Here is a 16,097-nt window from a genome sequence, read left to right as displayed (position 1 = left end):
GAGCGGGACGTGGGCGTGACCACTGCGACGCACGGGGAACGGGTCGAAGCGCCACCGCAGGCCCCCGCCCCGGCCGTCGAACTCGGCCCGCGCCGGGTGCGGTTCGTCTTCTTCGGGCTGATGCTCGCGCTGCTCCTCGCCGCGCTGGAGCAGATGATCGTCGCCACCGCGCTCCCGAGGATCGTCGGTGAACTGCACGGCCTGGACCGGATGTCCTGGGCGATCACCGCCTACCTGCTCACCGCCACCATCGGACTGCCGGTCTACGGCAAGCTCGGCGACATCCTCGGCCGCAAGGGCGTCTTCCAGTTCGCGATCCTCGTCTTCGTGGCCGGCTCCGCCCTCGCCGGACGGGCCGCGACCATGGACCAGTTGATCGCCTTCCGCGCGGTGCAGGGCGTCGGCGCGGGCGGCCTCATGATCGGTGTGCAGGCGATCATCGCCGACATCGTGCCGCCCCGGCAGCGCGGCCGCTTCATGGGCCTGATCGGCGCCGCCTTCGGACTCGCCTCCGTCGCGGGCCCGCTGCTCGGCGGCTACTTCACCGACCACCTCTCCTGGCGCTGGTGCTTCTACATCAACGTGCCCTTCGGACTGCTCACCCTGGCCGTCGTCACCGCCGTGCTGAAGCTGCCGAAGCCGCGGGTGCGGCCCCGGTTCGACGTTCTCGGCGCACTGCTGCTCGCCGCGGCCTCCACCTGCCTGGTGCTGCTGACCAGTTGGGGCGGCACCGAGTACCCCTGGGACTCACGCGTGATCCTCGGCCTCGGAGCCGGAGCGGCGGCCTCCACCGCCCTCTTCCTGGTCGCCGAGCACTTCGCCGCCGAACCCCTCATCCCGCTGCGGCTGTTCAGGGACTCCGTCTTCACCGTGACCGGCCTGGTGGGTCTGGTGATCGGGGTCGCGCTCTTCGGGGCCGCCAGCTATCTGCCGACCTTCCTCCAGATGGTCGACGGGGCGAGCGCCACCGAGTCCGGCCTGCTGATGCTGCCCATGATGGCCGGCATCGTCGGCGCCTCCGTCGTCGCCGGACAGCTCATCAGCCACACCGGGCACTACCGGATCTGGCCGATCCTCGGCAGCGCCCTCTCCGCCGTCGGCATGTGGCTGCTGTCCCGGCTCGAGGTCGACACACCCCGGCTGCACTACAGCATCTGGATGGCCGTCCTCGGCACCGGGATCGGCATGGTGATGCCGGTGCTGATCCTGGCCGTGCAGAACTCTGTCCGCCCGGCCGACCTCGGCACCGCCACCAGCGCCAACAACTACTTCCGGCAGATCGGCGGCAGCGTCGGAGCGGCGATCTTCGGCACCCTCTTCGCCGACCGGCTCGCGGACTCGCTGCGACACCGGCTCCCCACCGCGCAGGGGCTGCCCGACCCCGAGTCCCTCACCCCGCAGCTCGTCCGCGCCCTGCCCCCCGCGCTGCGCGACGGCTACATCCGGGCCTACGCCGACGCCATGCCGAGGATCTTCCTCTACCTCGTGCCGGTGCTCGTCCTCGGTCTGCTCATCGCCTTCTTCCTCAAGGAGAAACCGCTGGTGACCCACCACACCGTCGACACGGACACCGCCCCCGTCCCGCACGCCCGACCGGCACGCACCGCAGGGGCACCCGTGGGCGGCACCGTGCAGCACAGCGACGGGACCGCCGTGCCCCGGGCCGCCCTCACCCTGATCGACATGGCCGGAGCGCAGATCGGGCGCGGCAGCAGCGGCGAGGACGGGCGGTTCGCGCTGTCGACGCCCGGAGCGGGGTCGTACGTCCTCATCGCCGCCGCGAACGGCCACCAGCCGCAGGCCGTCTCCGTCACGATCGGCGCGCGCCCCGTCGAACTGGACATCGTCCTCGGCGGCGCCGGACGGCTCACCGGCCGTGTACTCACCGACGGCACACCCGTGCGGGACGCCACCGTCACCCTCACCGACGCGCACGGCCAGGTCGTGGCCACCACCCGCAGCGGGCATGACGGCGTCTACGTGATCACCGAACTGGTCGCGGGGGAGTACACCCTCGCCGCCGGCGCGCCCGCGTTCCGCCCCGTCGCGCTCCCCGTCACCGTCCGGGCCTCCCGGGACACCCGCCTGGACGTCGAACTCGCCGGCGGCGCCGTGCTGCGCGGCACCGTGCGGGCCGGTGGCGGACGGTCCGTCGAGGACGCGCGCGTGACGCTCCTGGACATCGCCGGCAACGTGGTGGACACCCTCACGACCGGCCCCGACGGCACCTTCCGCTTCGGCGACCTGTCCGGCGGCGAGTACACCGTCATCGCCGCCGGTTACCCGCCGGCCGCCACCGTCCTCCAGGTGGCCGGAGGCGGCCGCACGGAGCGGGATCTCCAGCTGGGACACGAAGGCTGACGGAGCGTCAGCGCGGGGCGCGCGCCGGAGTGAGCCGGTCCGTCCCAATTCCCGCGTTGCCGCACACCGTCACGGCCCGGCGCCGTACGGTGGAGCAGGCGGCACAGATCTTGCGGAGAGAGGGCCTGGGCCATGGACCGTGGCACCGAGAGGGGCGTACCTCCCAGCCGCGGAGCTGGGAACGGCGTGGCGGACGGACCCGCCGCCGCCGGACGTGTCCCGCTGGCCGTGGTCGTGGTGGACCGCGACGGCCTGGTCTCCCACTGGAGCCGGGGCGCGAGCCGCCTGTTCGGCGCCGGCAAGGAAGAGGCCATCGGCCGCGCCGCGGCCGACCTGCTGCCCGTCTCCGGAGCCCTCCCCGACGAGGAAGCCGGCCCGGCCTACGGCGGGTACGCGGCCTACGACGGCCTCGGACCCGACCTGGAGTCCTCCCTGGACGGCGGTCTGTCCTACCCGGCCGCCGGCCGCGCCCGTCTCACCGTGCCAGGCGCGGACCGCGTCGACGTCATGTGGTGGGCCTACCCGCTGGTCGGCCCCGGCCGGGAGCGTCTGCTGGTGCTGGCCGCCGACGCGGGCGGACTCCGCCGGGATCCCGACCCGGACGAGCAGGGAGCGGCCGTCGAGCGGATCGCGCCCGCCTTCGCCCTGCACACCGACTTCCCGGGCGCCGACGAACTCGCCCACCGGCTCCCCGAGATCCTGCCCAGCATGAGCGTCGGTGAAAGCGCCCGCATCGTCGCGCAGATCCTCGAACTGGGCTATCCGGTCCTGGAGTTCAGCCAGAACGACCGGGTGCCCGTCACCGCCGACTGGGGTGTGCCCCGGCGCGCCGAGCGCAGGGCCCGCCGTGAGCGGGCGGCCCGAGCGGCCGCACAGGGCCTGCCGGTGCCGCAGGACGAACCGGACGAGGGCGAGGACCTCGAGTACGTCGCCGTACGCGAGCGGCTGGAGTTCCTCAACGAGGTCAGCGGGAAGATCGGCACCTCCCTCGACCTCTCGCAGACCATCGTCGAGGTCAGCAGGGCCGTCGTGCCCCGCTTCACCGACGTCGCCGGCACCTATCTGCGCGAACAGGTCGTCGCCGGCGAGGGCTTCCCGGACGGTGTGCCCGACACCACCACCATGTGGCACCGGGTGGCCCTGGAGCACACCGACGAACCCGGCCGCTGGGACGACGTGGTGCCGGTCGGCGAGGCCATGCCGTTCCCCGCGCACACCCCGTTCTTCCAGTGCATGACCACCGGTGAGCCCGTCCTCGTGCCGCGCATCAGCGAACAGATGGGGCACGCGATCGCCTCGCAGTTCGAGAAGCGGGACATCAGGCCGCTGATCACCGGCCGCTCCATGCTCGTCGTCCCGCTCAAGGCCCGCAATGTGGTCCTTGGGTTCATGATCCTGCTACGGCACCCCGAGCGCGTCGAGTTCAACGACATGGACCGCGTCACCGGCGCCGAACTCGCCGCCCGCGCGGGCCTCGTGCTCGACAACGCGCGCATGTACACCTTCCAGGAGTCCGTCGCCGAGACCCTCCAGGACAGCATGCTGCCCCACATCCCGCCGCGCATGGCGGGCTGTGACATCGCCACCCGCTATCTGCCGGGCACGCTCCTCGGGCGCGTCGGCGGCGACTGGTTCGACTCCGTGAAACTGCCCGGCGCGCGCACGGCCCTGGTCGTCGGGGACGTCATGGGGCACGGGCTCAACTCGGCTGCCATGATGGGCCAGTTGCGTACGGCCGTGCAGACCATGGCCGCGCTCGACCTGCCGCCGGCCCAGCTGCTGCGCAATCTCGACGACCTCGCCCAGCGGCTCGGCGACACCTACCTCGCGACCTGCCTGTACGCCGTCTACGACCCGATCGCGAGCGAACTCCACCTCGCCAACGCGGGCCACATCCCGCCGGTGATCGTGCGGGCCGCGGACGGGCGCAGCGAGCTGCTCGACCTGCCCACCGGTGCGCCCATCGGCGTCGGCGGGGTGCCGTTCGAGGCGGTACGCGTGCGGGTGGAGCCCGGAGACCGGCTGCTGATGTGCACGGACGGGCTGGTGGAAGTGCGGGGCGAGGACATCGGAGTGGGGCTCGCGACGCTCACCGAGTCCGCCGCGCACCCGGCCGCCTCCATGGACGACGCCTGCGACGCGATCATCCGTGCGCTCAACCCGCGCGGGGGACGCAAGGACGACGTGGCGCTGCTCATGGCCCGACTCAACGGCATCGAGCCGGACGACGTGGCCGAGTGGCGGATCTTGCTCGATCCGGCCGAGGTGGGGCGGGCCCGTGCGGTGGTGCGGGAGCAGCTTCACGACTGGGGCCTCGCGAAGCTGGCCGACGGCGCGGAGCTCATGGTGAGCGAGCTGGTCACCAACGCCGTACGGCACTCGCACAGCCGGCCCGTCGAGCTGCGGCTCGTGCGGGAGGACACCTTGCTGTGCGAGGTGGACGACGACGACCACGAGCTGCCGAACCTGCTGAGCGCGGGGCCCGCCGATGAGCGAGGACGAGGACTCAGGGTGGTCAGCACACTGGCCCGGGCATGGGGGGCGAGCCGTACCAAGGCTGGGAAGACCGTCTGGTTCGAACTGACCCTGCCGCGCCGCTGAGCGGCCCCCACAGGGGGCGTGTCTCTCGAACTGGCAGTGAAGGATTGCGCCGTGCGCTTGTCCGAGTGAGCCCGGCGCGATACACCGTACTGGCCCGTCAAGTGTGACGGGTTTGTGGCACATCCTGGGGAGTTGGGGCATGAGCGTGACTGGTCGGTACCGGGAGTCCTGGGAGGGCTTCTGGCGGGAGGCCCCGGGGCGGCAGGGGGCCGTGTTCTGGGACGCGGAACCGGTGTTGACCGCCGGAGTCCACCTCGCCCACTTCGAGCCGCTCCTGGTCGATCCGGGACTGCCCCTCGTGGACCTGGGCTGCGGGAACGGCACCCAGAGCCGCTTCCTCGCCGCCCACTTCACCCAGGTCATCGGCGTGGACCTGGCCGCCGCCGCCCTCGACCGCGCCCGCGACGCCGACCCGGAGGGACAGGTGACGTACCGGCTGCTGGACGCCTCCGACAAGAGCGAGCCGGAGAACCTGCACGCCGAACTCGGCGACGTCAACGTCTACATGCGGGGCGTGCTGCACCAGGCCGCGCCCGAGGACCGGCAGCAGCTGGTCGACGGGATCGCCACGCTCGTCGGGGAGCGCGGCCGGGCCTTCCTCGTCGAGCTCTCCGAGGCCGCCAAGGCCGTCCTGGTGGGCCTGGCGCAGAGCCCCGACGGACCACCCGCCAAGCTGGCACCCGTCTTCGCGCACGGCATCGCACCGGGAGAGGTCGCCGACGAGGCGGTGCCCGTGTACCTCGGGGCGGCCGGGCTGACGATCGTGGCGAGCGGTGAACTGCCGCTCATGACCACCGAGTACCGCTCCGACGGCACCCGGATCGAACTGCCGTCGAAGTGGTGGGCGGTGGGACGCACCGCCTGAGCGCCCTGCGCGCCGGTGCGGCCTAGCGGTGTCCCTGAGAGGGCACCCGGACCGCGCCGGGCGGGGTCTTCCGGAACGCCCACTCCATCCGCGGCTCCATCACACACCGGAAGACCCGCCGCACGGGCGCGGTGCACAGCGCGGTCACCACCACACCGGCCACGAGCGTGACGGCGATCTCGCCGAGCGGGGTGTGCGCCCACCGGTGACCGGCCCAGTCGACGTGGTTGCCGGCCTGCACGACGAAACCGTGCAGCAGATAGCCGTAGAGCGTGCCCGCGCCCAGCGTCGTGAACCACATGCGGCGCCCCGGCACCCAGGACAGGAAGCAGGCGACCAGGACGAGCGAGCAGGCGAAGAGCGCCAGCGTCATCGGCGGCCCGTACCAGGCCGGCACGCCGAAGTGCTCGGCGGCGTCGCGGTGGAAGAACCAGGCGTAGTCCATGCGCGGGACCGCCCAGTACGAGAACACCATCGCCCCGGCGAAGACCGGAACAGCGAGCAGCCGCACGCGCCACTGGCGTACCAGCGAGAAGTGCTCCGGGCGCAGACACAGGCCGAGCACGAAGTACGGCAGGAACTGCAGGGTGCGCTGGAGGTCGAGGTCGTGGCCGATGGACGGGCTGAGCGTGGCGAGCGCGGCGATCGCGAGGGCGATCGGCAGCGGCCACCGCACGACGCGCCAGATCGGGGTGGTCAGCCGCCAGATGAACAGGGCGGCCAGGAACCACGTCAGGTACAGCGGGTCCAGCAGGCTGATGTCGCGGTCCGGGACGCCGTCGGACCACCGGGTGAAATAGGTGTACGCCGTCTCGAACACGACGTAGGGGACGACGACCCCGGTGACCAGCCGCTTGATCTTCGCCGGGCTCGCGTCGAAGGAGCGGGAGAAGTAGCCCGAGATGATGATGAACGCCGGCATGTGGAAGGCGTAGACGAGCGTGTACAGCGCGGTGACGGTACGGCTGCCGGAGCGCAGCGGCTCCCAGGCGTGTCCCATGGCCACCAGCACGATCGCCAGGTACTTGGCGTTGTCGAAGAACGCGTCGCGCTGCTTCGGACGTCCGGGCGCGCTTCCCGGCGCGGCGGTCGCCGTCGCGGGCCGTGCCGGCCGGACCGGCTGTGCGGTGTCGCTCACTCTTCTCCTCGACCGTCTCCTGTGGAACCCGCGAGGGAGGATACGCGTCTCCTGGGAGTTGCCTGTGCGGCAGGGGTGAGCGCCATGGGGCTCGCCTCACCCCTCGCGGGCGACGCAAACCTCCGCGACGCGTAACGTGGCGGACCATGAAGATCCTGATCAGCGCCGACATGGAGGGCGCCACCGGCGTGACCTGGCCGGCCGACGTGCTGCCGGGCACACCGCAGTGGGAGCGGTGCCGGTCGATGTTCACCTCGGACGTGAACGCCGCCGTGCTGGGCTTCTTCGACGGCGGCGCCGACGAGGTACTCGTCAACGAGGCCCACTGGACCATGCGCAACCTGCTCCTGGAGCGGCTCGACGAGCGGGCGCAGATGCTCACCGGGCGGCACAAGGACCTCTCCATGGTCGAGGGCGTCCAGCACGGTGACGTCGACGGCATCGCGTTCCTCGGCTACCACGCGGGCGCGGGCCAGGAGGGCGTCCTCGCCCACACCTACCTCGCCAACTCCATCACCGGGGTCTGGCTGAACGACGTCCCCGCGAGCGAGGGACACCTCAACGCGCATGTGGTGGCGGAGTACGGCGTGCCCGTCGTCCTCGTCACCGGGGACGACGTGGCCTGCGAGGACGCCCTCGGCTACGCCCCCGAGGCGCTGAAGGTCGCCGTCAAGGACCACGTCTCGCGCTATGCCGCCGTGTGCCGCACACCGGCCCGCACCGCCGCCGACATCAGGGCCGCCGCCAAGGCGGCCGTACAGCTGGCGGTTCGTCAGGAGCCCGTACAGGCAGGACCGTTCACGATCGCCGTCGAGTTCGACGCCGAGCACCTCGCCATGGCCGCCACCGTGGTGCCGGGCGTGCGGCGGATCGGGGAACGGAAGGTGGCGTACACCAGCGAGACCATGTACGCGGGAATCCGCACGTTCAAGGCGGTCACCACCATCGTCTCGGCCGCCGTGGAGGAGCAGTATGGCTGACCAGCAGGCACTGGAGGAGGTCGTCCGGTTCACCTCCGACCTCATCCGCATCGACACCACCAACCGGGGCGGCGGCGACTGCCAGGAGCGCCCCGCCGCCGAGTACGCGGCCGAGCAACTGGCCGGGGCGGGCCCTGAGCCCCTGATGCTGGAGCGCACCAAGGGCCGTACGAACGTCGTCGCCCGCATCGAGGGCACCGACCCGTCGGCGGACGCGCTGCTCGTCCACGGTCATCTGGACGTGGTGCCCGCCGAGGCCGCGGACTGGAGCGTGCACCCCTTCTCCGGGGAGGTCCGCGACGGGGTCGTCTGGGGGCGCGGGGCGGTCGACATGAAGAACATGGACGCGATGATCCTGGCCGTGGTGCGGGCGTGGGCCCGGCGGGGCGTACGGCCCCGGCGGGATCTCGTGATCGCGTTCACCGCCGACGAGGAGGCCAGTGCCGTGGACGGCTCCGGGTTCCTCGCCGACGAGCACCCCGAGCTCTTCGAGGGCTGCACGGAGGGGGTCAGCGAGTCGGGGGCGTTCACCTTCCACGACGGCGCCGGGCGGCAGATCTACCCCATCGCGGCGGGGGAGCGGGGCACCGGCTGGCTCAAGCTCACCGCGCGCGGCCGCGCCGGACACGGCTCCAAGGTCAACAAGGAGAACGCGGTCACCCGGCTCGCCGCCGCCGTGACCCGCATCGGCGAGCACGAGTGGCCCCTGCGGCTCACCCCGACCGTCCGCGCGGCCCTCACCGAACTCGCCGCGCTGTACGGCATCGAGACCGACCTCACCGATGTGGACCGGCTGCTGGAGAAGCTGGGCCCCGCCGCCCAGCTGGTCGAGGCGACCGTCCGCAACAGCGCCAACCCGACCATGCTGGAGGCCGGTTACAAGCTCAACGTGATCCCGGGGGAGGCCGTGGCCTACGTCGACGGCCGCTGTCTGCCCGGCGGCGAGGACGAGTTCAGCGCGACCCTGGACCACCTCACCGGGCCCGACGTGGACTGGGAGTTCAGCCACCGCGAGGTCGCCCTCCAGGCGCCGGTCGACTCGCCGACGTACGCCCGGATGCGTGCCGCCGTCGAGGAGTTCGCGCCCGAGGGGCATGTGGTGCCGTACTGCATGTCCGGCGGCACGGACGCCAAGCAGTTCTCCCGCCTCGGCATCACCGGGTACGGGTTCGCGCCCCTGAAGCTCCCGGAGGGCTTCGACTACCAGGCCCTGTTCCACGGGGTCGACGAGCGCGTCCCCGTCGAGGCACTGCACTTCGGCGTGCGGGTACTCGACCGCTTCCTGCGAACGGCCTGAGCGAGTGGGGGAGAACGTGCAGACGTCGCCATACGGTTCCTGGCCCTCGCCCATCGACGCGGCGCTCGCGGCCGCGCACGACGGGCACCCCGAATGGCTGGGCTTCGTCGGGGACGAGGTGTGGTGGACCGAACCCCGGCCCGCCGAGGGCGGCCGCCGCACCCTGGTGCGCAGACGCGCCGACGGAACCGAGGAGCCGGTGCTGCCCGCACCGTGGAACGTGCGCAGCCGGGTCATCGAGTACGGCGGCCACCCCTGGGCCGGTGCGGTGGTCGACGGCGCGCCGCTCGTGGTGTTCGTGCACTTCGCCGACCAGCGGCTGTACCGGTACGAGTTCGGCGGCGAGCCGGTCCCGCTCACGCCCGTCTCCCCGGTGGGCGGCGGACTGCGCTGGGCGGAGCCGCAGTTGCGGCTCGACCTCGGCGAAGTGTGGTGTGTCCTGGAGGAGTTCACCGGGGACGGGCCCACCGTCGTTCGCCGGGTCCTCGTCGCCGTACCGCTCGACGGCTCGGCCGCGCGGGACCGCGACGCGGTGCGTGAACTCACCGACGACCGCCACCGGTTCGTCACCGGCCCGCGTATCTCTCCCGACGGCACGCGCGCGGCCTGGCTCGCCTGGGACCACCCGCGCATGCCCTGGGACGGCACGGAACTGGTCGTCGCCGAGGTCCTGGGCGGCATGCTCCAGGAGCCCCGCACGGTGGCCGGCGGCCCCGAGGAGTCCATCGCCCAGGCCGACTGGTCGCCCGACGGCCGTCTGCTGTACGCGAGCGACCGCACCGGCTGGTGGAACCTCTACCGCGACGGAGAGCAACTGTGCCCGCGCGAGGAGGAGTTCGGCGGCGCCCTCTGGAAGCTCGGCCACCGCTGGTTCGCCCCGCTGGACAGCGGACTGATCGCCGTCGTGCACGGCACCGGCTCGACCGCGCTCGGCATCCTGGACCCCGAGACCGGCGAACTCGTCGACGCGGCGGGCCCCTGGACCGAGTTCGCGCCCACCCTCGCGGTGCACGGCGAGCGAGTTGTCGCCGTCGGCGCCAGCCCCCGCACCGCCTACGAGGTCGTCGAGCTGGACACACGCACCGGCCGGGCCCGGGTGATCGGAGCCCCGCACGCCGACCCCGTCGACCCCGCGTACTACCCCGAGCCCCTGATCCGCGTCTTCACCGGACCGGACGGCCGGGACATCCACGCCCACGTCTACCCGCCCCACCACCCCGGGTACACGGCGCCGGGCGACGGACTGCCGCCGTACGTCGTCTGGGCGCACGGCGGACCGACCGGGCACGCGCCCCTCGTCCTCGACCTCTCGATCGCCTACTTCACCTCGCGCGGGATCGGCGTCGCCGAGGTCAACTACGGCGGCTCGACCGGATACGGACGCGAGTACCGGGACCGGCTGCGCGAGCAGTGGGGCGTGGTCGACGTCGAGGACTGCGCTGCCGTCGCGCTCGCCCTCGCCGACGAGGGCACCGCCGACCGCGACCGGCTCGCCGTGCGCGGCGGCAGCGCCGGCGGCTGGACCGCGGCCGCCTCGCTCACCACGACGGACGTCTACGCCTGCGGCACGATCGTCTATCCGATCCTCGACCTGACCGGCTGGGGCACGGGGGAGACCCACGACTTCGAGTCCCAGTACCTGGAGAGCCTCGTCGGACCGCTCGCCGAGGTCCCCGGACGGTACGCGGAACGCTCGCCCGTCGAGCACGCGGACCGGATCACCGCGCCCTTCCTGCTGCTCCAGGGCCTGGACGACGTGATCTGCCCGCCCGCGCAGTGCGAGCGGTTCCTCGCCAGGATCGCGGGACGGCAGGTGCCGCACGCCTACCTCGCCTTCGAGGGGGAGGGGCACGGGTTCCGGCGCGCTGACACGATGGTCCGCGCACTGGAAGCCGAACTCTCCCTGTACGCCCAGGTGTTCGGGCTGAACCCGCCCGGCGTCCCGACATTGGAGCTCACCAGGTGAAGGAACTCGTACGGCCGGCGAGGCTCGCGCCCGGAGCCCGCGTGGCCGTCGTCGCCCCCAGCGGACCGGTGCCGGAGGAGCGCCTCCAGGCCGGACTGGACGTGCTGCGCGGCTGGGACCTCGATCCCGTGGCCGCACCCCATGTCCTCGACCGGCACGGTGAGTTCACCTATCTGGCGGGCACGGACGCCGACCGGGCGGCCGACCTCCAGAACGCCTGGTGCGACCCCTCCGTGGACGCCGTGCTGTGCGCCCGCGGGGGATACGGGGTGATGCGCATGGTCGAACTGCTCGACTGGGACGCCCTGCGCGCGGCCGGGCCCAAGGTGCTCGTCGGGTTCAGCGATGTCACCGCGCTGCACGAGGCGTTCGCCGCCCGGCTCGGCCTGGTCACGCTGTACGGCCCGATGGCCGCCGGCATCGACTTCATCAAGAACGCGCGGGCCCAGGAGCATCTGAGGTCCACGCTGTTCGCGCCGGAGACGGTCCGCACGATCGCCTCCGGCGGCACGGCGCTGGTCCCCGGCCGGGCCCGCGGTGTCACCCTGGGTGGCTGCCTGTGCCTGCTCGCCTCCGAACTGGGCTCCGCGTACGCCAGGGCCGGTGCGCGCGGCGGACTGCTCTGCCTGGAGGACGTCGGCGAGGAGACGTACCGCCTCGACCGCTGTCTGACCCAACTCCTGCGCGCCGACTGGCTCGACGGGGTGCGCGGGGTGCTCCTCGGCTCGTGGGAGAGGTGCGAACCGTACGAGAGGGTGCGGGCGCTGCTCCTGGACCGGCTCGGTGGCCTCGGCGTGCCCGTCGTCGAGGAGTTCGGGTTCGGGCACTGCGAGGGGGCGCTGACCATCCCGTTCGGTGTGTCCGCCGAACTCGACGCCGACGCGGGCACCCTGACCCTCGACGAGCCGGCCCTCCGCTGACGGCGTCGTAGGGTGGCGGGATGCCGCACACCGCATCCCGCTATCTCGCCGAAGGCCCCCGCGTGGGCATTCGTCCCTTCACCTACGAGGACGCCGCCGAGTTCACCGCCCGGGCCCGGGAGAGCAAGGAACTGCACCAGCCGTGGTTGTTCCCGCCGGACAGCGAGAGCGCGTATCTCGCGTATGCCGGCCGGCTGATCGAGGACCCTTCCAAGGCGGGGTTCCTGGTCTGCGAGAAGGACGCGGAGCGGGGCGACGGGGCCATCGCCGGATTCATCAACATCAACAACATCGTCCAGGGCGGCTTCCGGTGCGGGGCCCTCGGCTACGGCGCCTTCGCGCACGCCGCCGGGCGCGGCCTGATGCGCGAGGGGCTGGACCTCGTGATCGGCCACGCCTTCGGGCCGATGCGGCTGCACCGCCTGGAGATCAACGCGCAGCCCCGCAACACCGCCTCCCTGGCCCTCGCCCGCAGTTGCGGCTTCCGGCTGGAAGGGTTCTCCCCGAAGATGATCTACATCGACGGGGACTGGCGGGACCACGAGCGCTGGGCGATCACCGCCGAGATGCGGGCTTCCGGTTGATCTTCATGATGTCGAGGTCCGTGACCGTCGACCTCAGGTCGCGAAAGCCGTAGCCGAGTCCCCGGAGTGCCGTCTCCGCACGGTCCTCGGCGATCGCGCCCGCCATCTCCTCGCCGTCCGCCGCGTCCGACACCACCACGTAGCGCATCGAGAAGTGCTTCAGCGGCACCGGCTCGTACGACAGCGAGCCCTCCTCGGAGAACCGCATGCTCGCCATGGAGTGGTCCGCCGCCTCGGCGAGCAGCCGGGCGCGGGCCTCGTCCGTGAGCCCCTCCCACGTGCCGCGGACGATCACCCGGTAGGTGTGCTGCTCACTCACTGCCACTCCCTCACGCATCTCCGTGGACGGTCGACTGTACGTCGGCGAGGATGATCCGCATGCGGAATATCGTCGTGCTGGACGCCCCCTCCAACCTCGGCCTGCGTCCGCCCGCCCCCGGTACCGTGCCCGGCTGCTACAAGCTCGCCGGCGCCCTCCGGGAGCAGCGGATCGTACAGCGGCTGCACGCCCTGGAGGGCGGGGTGGTGGTGCCGCCGCGCTACGACCGGGGGGACTGGCAGGAGGGCGACGGCGTCTTCAACGCCGCCGCGATCGCCGCGTACACCGTGCGGCTGGCCGACCGCATCGAGCGCCATGTGCGCGCCGGGGACTTCCCCGTCGTCCTCGGCGGCGACTGCTCCATCCAGCTCGGCGCCTCGCTCGCCCTGCGCCGCATGGGCCGCTACGGACTGGCCGCGGTCGACGCCTCTTCGGACTTCCGGCACCCCGGCAACTCCGACCGGATCGGCGCGGCGGGTGGCGAGGAGGTCGCGCTGGGCACCGGGCGCGGGCAGGAGGACCTGACGGATCTGGAGGGGCTGAAGCCCTATCTGCGCGACGAGGACGTGCGGTTTTTCGGTATTCGCGATGCCTTCGAGGAGGACCGGGCCGAACTTGCCGCCCTGAAGATCCCGGTCGTGACCGTCGGCGACCTCCGGGAGTGGGGCGCGGACGCCCTGGCCCGGGCCACCGCCCAGGCCTTCGAGACCCCCGAGATCGACGGCTTCTGGGTGCACCTGGACGCCGACTGCCTCGACCCGTCCGTGATGCCCGCCGTCGACAGCCCCGACCCGGACGGCCTCCTGCCGGCCGAACTCGTCGCGCTGCTGCGGCCGTTGCTCGCCTCCCCCTCCTGCGTCGGCCTCAACATCACCATCTACGACCCCGACCTGGACCCCGAGGGCACCGCGGGCGCACTGCTGACCGACATCGTCGTGGACGCCTTTGCGCAATCCTGACCGGCAGCTCCCCTGGCCGACTCACCGACGAGCGGTTTCCATGGTGATCGTGACGACGATCCGGCGAGACGTACTCACCCTGCCCGCCGCACCGCTGGGCCCGGACAACCCCCTGCCCCCGCTGCGGCTCCTCCACGATGGGGGTACCTCCCACGCCCTCAAGGCAGTGGGGGAGCATCGCATCGACGTACGCGACCGGGACGACCTCCCCCGGGAGATGGCCCGGCAGGCCGGTTACGGGCAGCTCGGGAGCCTGCTGCCCGTCCGCGTCCGGGACGGCTACGGCAGAGAGCGCGCACCCCGCGAGCTGGAGACGATCGTGATCGAGAACGACCGGCTCAGGGCCACGGTCCTCCCCGGTCTCGGCGGCCGGATCGCCTCCCTCTTCCACAAGCCGACGGGGCGCGAACTCCTCTACCGCAACCCGGTGTTCCAGCCCGCGAACTTCGCCCTGAACGGCGCCTGGTTCTCCGGCGGCATCGAGTGGAACATCGGCGCCACCGGTCACACCACCCTGTCCTGCGCCCCCCTGCACGCCGCGCGCGTGCCCGCCCCGGACGGGGGAGAGATGCTCCGCCTGTGGGAGTGGGAGCGCCTGCGCGACCTGCCCTTCCAGGTAGACCTCTGGCTGCCGGAGGGTTCGGACTTCCTGTACGCCGGGGTACGGATCCGCAATCCGCACGAACGCCCGGTGCCGGCCTACTGGTGGTCGAACATCGCCGTGCCCGAGCAGCGCACGGTGCTCGCCCCGGCCGAGGAGGCCTGGCACTTCGGATACGAGCGGCACCTGAGCCGGGTGGCCGTCCCGCCGGACCCGCAGGCCGGCCCTCATGCCGCCGACTATTTCTACGATCTGCCCGACGCGCAGCGCCGCTGGATCGCCGCCCTCGACTCCGAGGGGCACGGGCTGGTCCAGACGTCCACCGACGTGCTGCGCGGCCGCAAGCTGTTCGTGTGGGGGACCGGCACCGGCGGCCGGCGCTGGCAGGAGTGGCTGACCGAACCCGGCACCGGCGGCTACTGCGAGATCCAGGCCGGACTCACCCGCACCCAACTGGAGCACGTACGGCTGGAAGCGCAGAGCGAGCTGGCCTGGCTGGAGGCGTACGGGCCGCTCGGCGCGTCGCCGGTACCGGCCGAGGCGGAGGCGCGCCTGGAGGCCGTACTGCCGCGTGCCGCCGTCGACGAGGCCTGCGCCGCCTGGAAGCCGTACGCCGACACCGAACCCGGCGAGACTCTGGCCGCCGGGTCGGGCTGGGGCGCCCTGGAAGTGCTGCGCGCCGACCTGAAGTTGCCCGGCACACCCTTCGACGAGAGCACCCTCGGCGAGGCACAGGCGCCCTGGCTGGAGCTGCTGCGGGCCGGGTCCTTCCCCGAACCGCGCCGGGTACGGCCGCCCGGCGAGAGCCTGGTCGCGCCGCACTGGCGGGACATGCTGGAGACCGCACCCGCCACCCCGCTCACCGAGTACCACCTGGGAGTGGCCCAGTGGCACGCCGGTGACCGGGCGCAGGCGGTGCGCAGTTGGGAGCGGGGGCTCGAACTGGCGCCCTCGCGCTGGCCGTTGCTGCGCTGTCTCGCCGTCGCCGACCGGGAGGCCGGCAACCGCGAGCGGGCCGCCGACCGGTACGCAGAAGCCTTCGACGACCTGTGCCACGAGCGGCGCGACTACGGCGAGTCGTGGACGGCGGCCACCGCCGCGCTCGGCCGCGAGACGCTGGAGGCGCTGCTCGCGGCGGGGCGTACGGCCGAGGCGCGCGCCGTGTGGGAGCGGCTGTCCCCGGTGATCCGGGGACGCGGCAGGTTCCGGCTGATCGAGGCCCGGCTGCTGCTCGAAGAGGAACGGCCCGACGCGGCCCGGGCCGTCTTCGACGAGGGCTTCGAGATCGCCGACCTGCGGGAGGGCGCCGAGGCGATCGGCGACCTGTGGAACCGCGTCAGCTCCCCCGAAGAACCGCTGCCGCCGCACTATGACTTCCGTATGCGGCCCGAGACATGAGGCCGCGGGCCCACTAGCTGTACTGACCCGTGAGGTTGGGGACGCGGCTGGCGGGTGGTTGGCCTTTCAGCGCGGTGTGTCCGCGGTGGTGATTGTAGGTGTGTAGCC

At 72.4% G+C, this 16,097-nt stretch carries 12 protein-coding genes; 10 read left to right on the top strand and 2 right to left on the bottom strand.

Going from position 1 to position 16,097, the window contains the following annotated elements; genetic code table 11:
• Positions 1–9: 9 nt before the first annotated feature.
• From ACIRP7_RS28505 to ACIRP7_RS28495, 3 genes are all read left to right on the top strand, one after another.
• Entirely contained in the window at positions 10–2,361 is a 2,352-nt protein-coding gene (locus tag ACIRP7_RS28505; RefSeq protein ID WP_403665023.1) for an MFS transporter, read from the top strand.
• Positions 2,362–2,493: 132 nt separating this feature from the next.
• Positions 2,494–4,962, top strand: a complete 2,469-nt coding sequence (locus ACIRP7_RS28500) for a SpoIIE family protein phosphatase (RefSeq protein WP_403665021.1) — start codon at positions 2,494–2,496, stop codon at positions 4,960–4,962.
• A 139-nt stretch (positions 4,963–5,101) separates the two neighbouring features.
• Positions 5,102–5,827 (top strand): methyltransferase domain-containing protein, encoded by a 726-nt coding sequence (locus tag ACIRP7_RS28495; RefSeq protein WP_403665019.1) that lies wholly within the window; start codon positions 5,102–5,104, stop codon positions 5,825–5,827.
• Positions 5,828–5,849: 22 nt separating this feature from the next.
• Here the strand turns inward: ACIRP7_RS28495 and ACIRP7_RS28490 are convergent, their stop codons facing one another.
• Positions 5,850–6,965: an acyltransferase family protein gene (locus tag ACIRP7_RS28490; RefSeq protein WP_403665017.1), complete on the bottom strand. Its 1,116-nt coding sequence runs from the start codon at positions 6,963–6,965 to the stop codon at positions 5,850–5,852.
• Positions 6,966–7,111: 146 nt separating this feature from the next.
• On the opposite strand from ACIRP7_RS28490, the gene ACIRP7_RS28485 reads away from it, so the two are divergent.
• Genes ACIRP7_RS28485 through ACIRP7_RS28465 form a run of 5 tightly spaced genes read left to right on the top strand, consistent with a single transcriptional unit; the run spans position 7,112 to position 12,712 of the window.
• A complete protein-coding gene (locus tag ACIRP7_RS28485; protein ID WP_403665015.1) occupies positions 7,112–7,945 on the top strand; it encodes a M55 family metallopeptidase in 834 nt (277 codons plus the stop codon).
• Positions 7,938–9,242 (top strand): M20/M25/M40 family metallo-hydrolase, encoded by a 1,305-nt coding sequence (locus tag ACIRP7_RS28480; protein WP_403665013.1) that lies wholly within the window; start codon positions 7,938–7,940, stop codon positions 9,240–9,242. Before ACIRP7_RS28485 ends, ACIRP7_RS28480 begins: the two co-directional genes overlap by 8 nt.
• Before the next feature lie 16 nt (positions 9,243–9,258).
• Positions 9,259–11,208 carry an LpqB family beta-propeller domain-containing protein gene (locus ACIRP7_RS28475; RefSeq protein WP_403665011.1) on the top strand — a complete coding sequence of 650 codons (1,950 nt, stop codon included), beginning with the start codon at positions 9,259–9,261 and terminating at the stop codon, positions 11,206–11,208.
• Complete coding sequence (locus tag ACIRP7_RS28470) at positions 11,205–12,128, top strand: LD-carboxypeptidase (RefSeq protein ID WP_403665009.1); 924 nt, start codon at positions 11,205–11,207, stop codon at positions 12,126–12,128. The genes ACIRP7_RS28475 and ACIRP7_RS28470 overlap by 4 nt, the downstream gene beginning before the upstream one ends.
• Before the next feature lie 20 nt (positions 12,129–12,148).
• Positions 12,149–12,712 (top strand): GNAT family N-acetyltransferase, encoded by a 564-nt coding sequence (locus tag ACIRP7_RS28465; protein ID WP_403665007.1) that lies wholly within the window; start codon positions 12,149–12,151, stop codon positions 12,710–12,712.
• Here ACIRP7_RS28465 and ACIRP7_RS28460 read toward each other — a convergent pair.
• Complete coding sequence (locus tag ACIRP7_RS28460; RefSeq protein ID WP_403665005.1) at positions 12,684–13,031, bottom strand: DUF6204 family protein; 348 nt, start codon at positions 13,029–13,031, stop codon at positions 12,684–12,686. The two genes, ACIRP7_RS28465 and ACIRP7_RS28460, sit on opposite strands and share 29 nt — an antisense overlap.
• 59 nt (positions 13,032–13,090) lie before the next feature.
• Here ACIRP7_RS28460 and ACIRP7_RS28455 point away from each other — a divergent pair, with 59 nt between their 5' ends.
• Together ACIRP7_RS28455 and ACIRP7_RS28450 are read left to right on the top strand one after the other, a co-directional pair.
• Complete coding sequence (locus tag ACIRP7_RS28455) at positions 13,091–13,990, top strand: arginase family protein (RefSeq protein WP_403665003.1); 900 nt, start codon at positions 13,091–13,093, stop codon at positions 13,988–13,990.
• 40 nt (positions 13,991–14,030) lie between these two features.
• A complete protein-coding gene (locus ACIRP7_RS28450) occupies positions 14,031–15,989 on the top strand; it encodes a DUF5107 domain-containing protein (RefSeq protein ID WP_403665001.1) in 1,959 nt (652 codons plus the stop codon).
• The last annotated feature ends 108 nt before the right edge of the window (positions 15,990–16,097 follow it).

The sequence above is a fragment of the Streptomyces sp. NPDC102270 genome, assembly GCF_044766405.1.
Lineage (GTDB): Bacteria > Actinomycetota > Actinomycetes > Streptomycetales > Streptomycetaceae > Streptomyces.
This window is presented reverse-complemented; position numbering and strand designations above follow the sequence as displayed.

Excerpts from the sequence above, each read along its gene's own strand:
- ACIRP7_RS28450 (WP_403665001.1), top strand. The coding sequence starts at position 14,031 with ATGGTGATCGTGACGACGATCCGGCGAGACGTACTCACCCTGCCCGCC.
- ACIRP7_RS28485 (WP_403665015.1), top strand. The coding sequence starts at position 7,112 with ATGAAGATCCTGATCAGCGCCGACATGGAGGGCGCCACCGGCGTGACC.
- ACIRP7_RS28455 (WP_403665003.1), top strand. The coding sequence starts at position 13,091 with ATGCGGAATATCGTCGTGCTGGACGCCCCCTCCAACCTCGGCCTGCGT.
- ACIRP7_RS28500 (WP_403665021.1), top strand. The coding sequence starts at position 2,494 with ATGGACCGTGGCACCGAGAGGGGCGTACCTCCCAGCCGCGGAGCTGGG.
- ACIRP7_RS28495 (WP_403665019.1), top strand. The coding sequence starts at position 5,102 with ATGAGCGTGACTGGTCGGTACCGGGAGTCCTGGGAGGGCTTCTGGCGG.
- ACIRP7_RS28465 (WP_403665007.1), top strand. The coding sequence starts at position 12,149 with ATGCCGCACACCGCATCCCGCTATCTCGCCGAAGGCCCCCGCGTGGGC.
- ACIRP7_RS28480 (WP_403665013.1), top strand. The coding sequence starts at position 7,938 with ATGGCTGACCAGCAGGCACTGGAGGAGGTCGTCCGGTTCACCTCCGAC.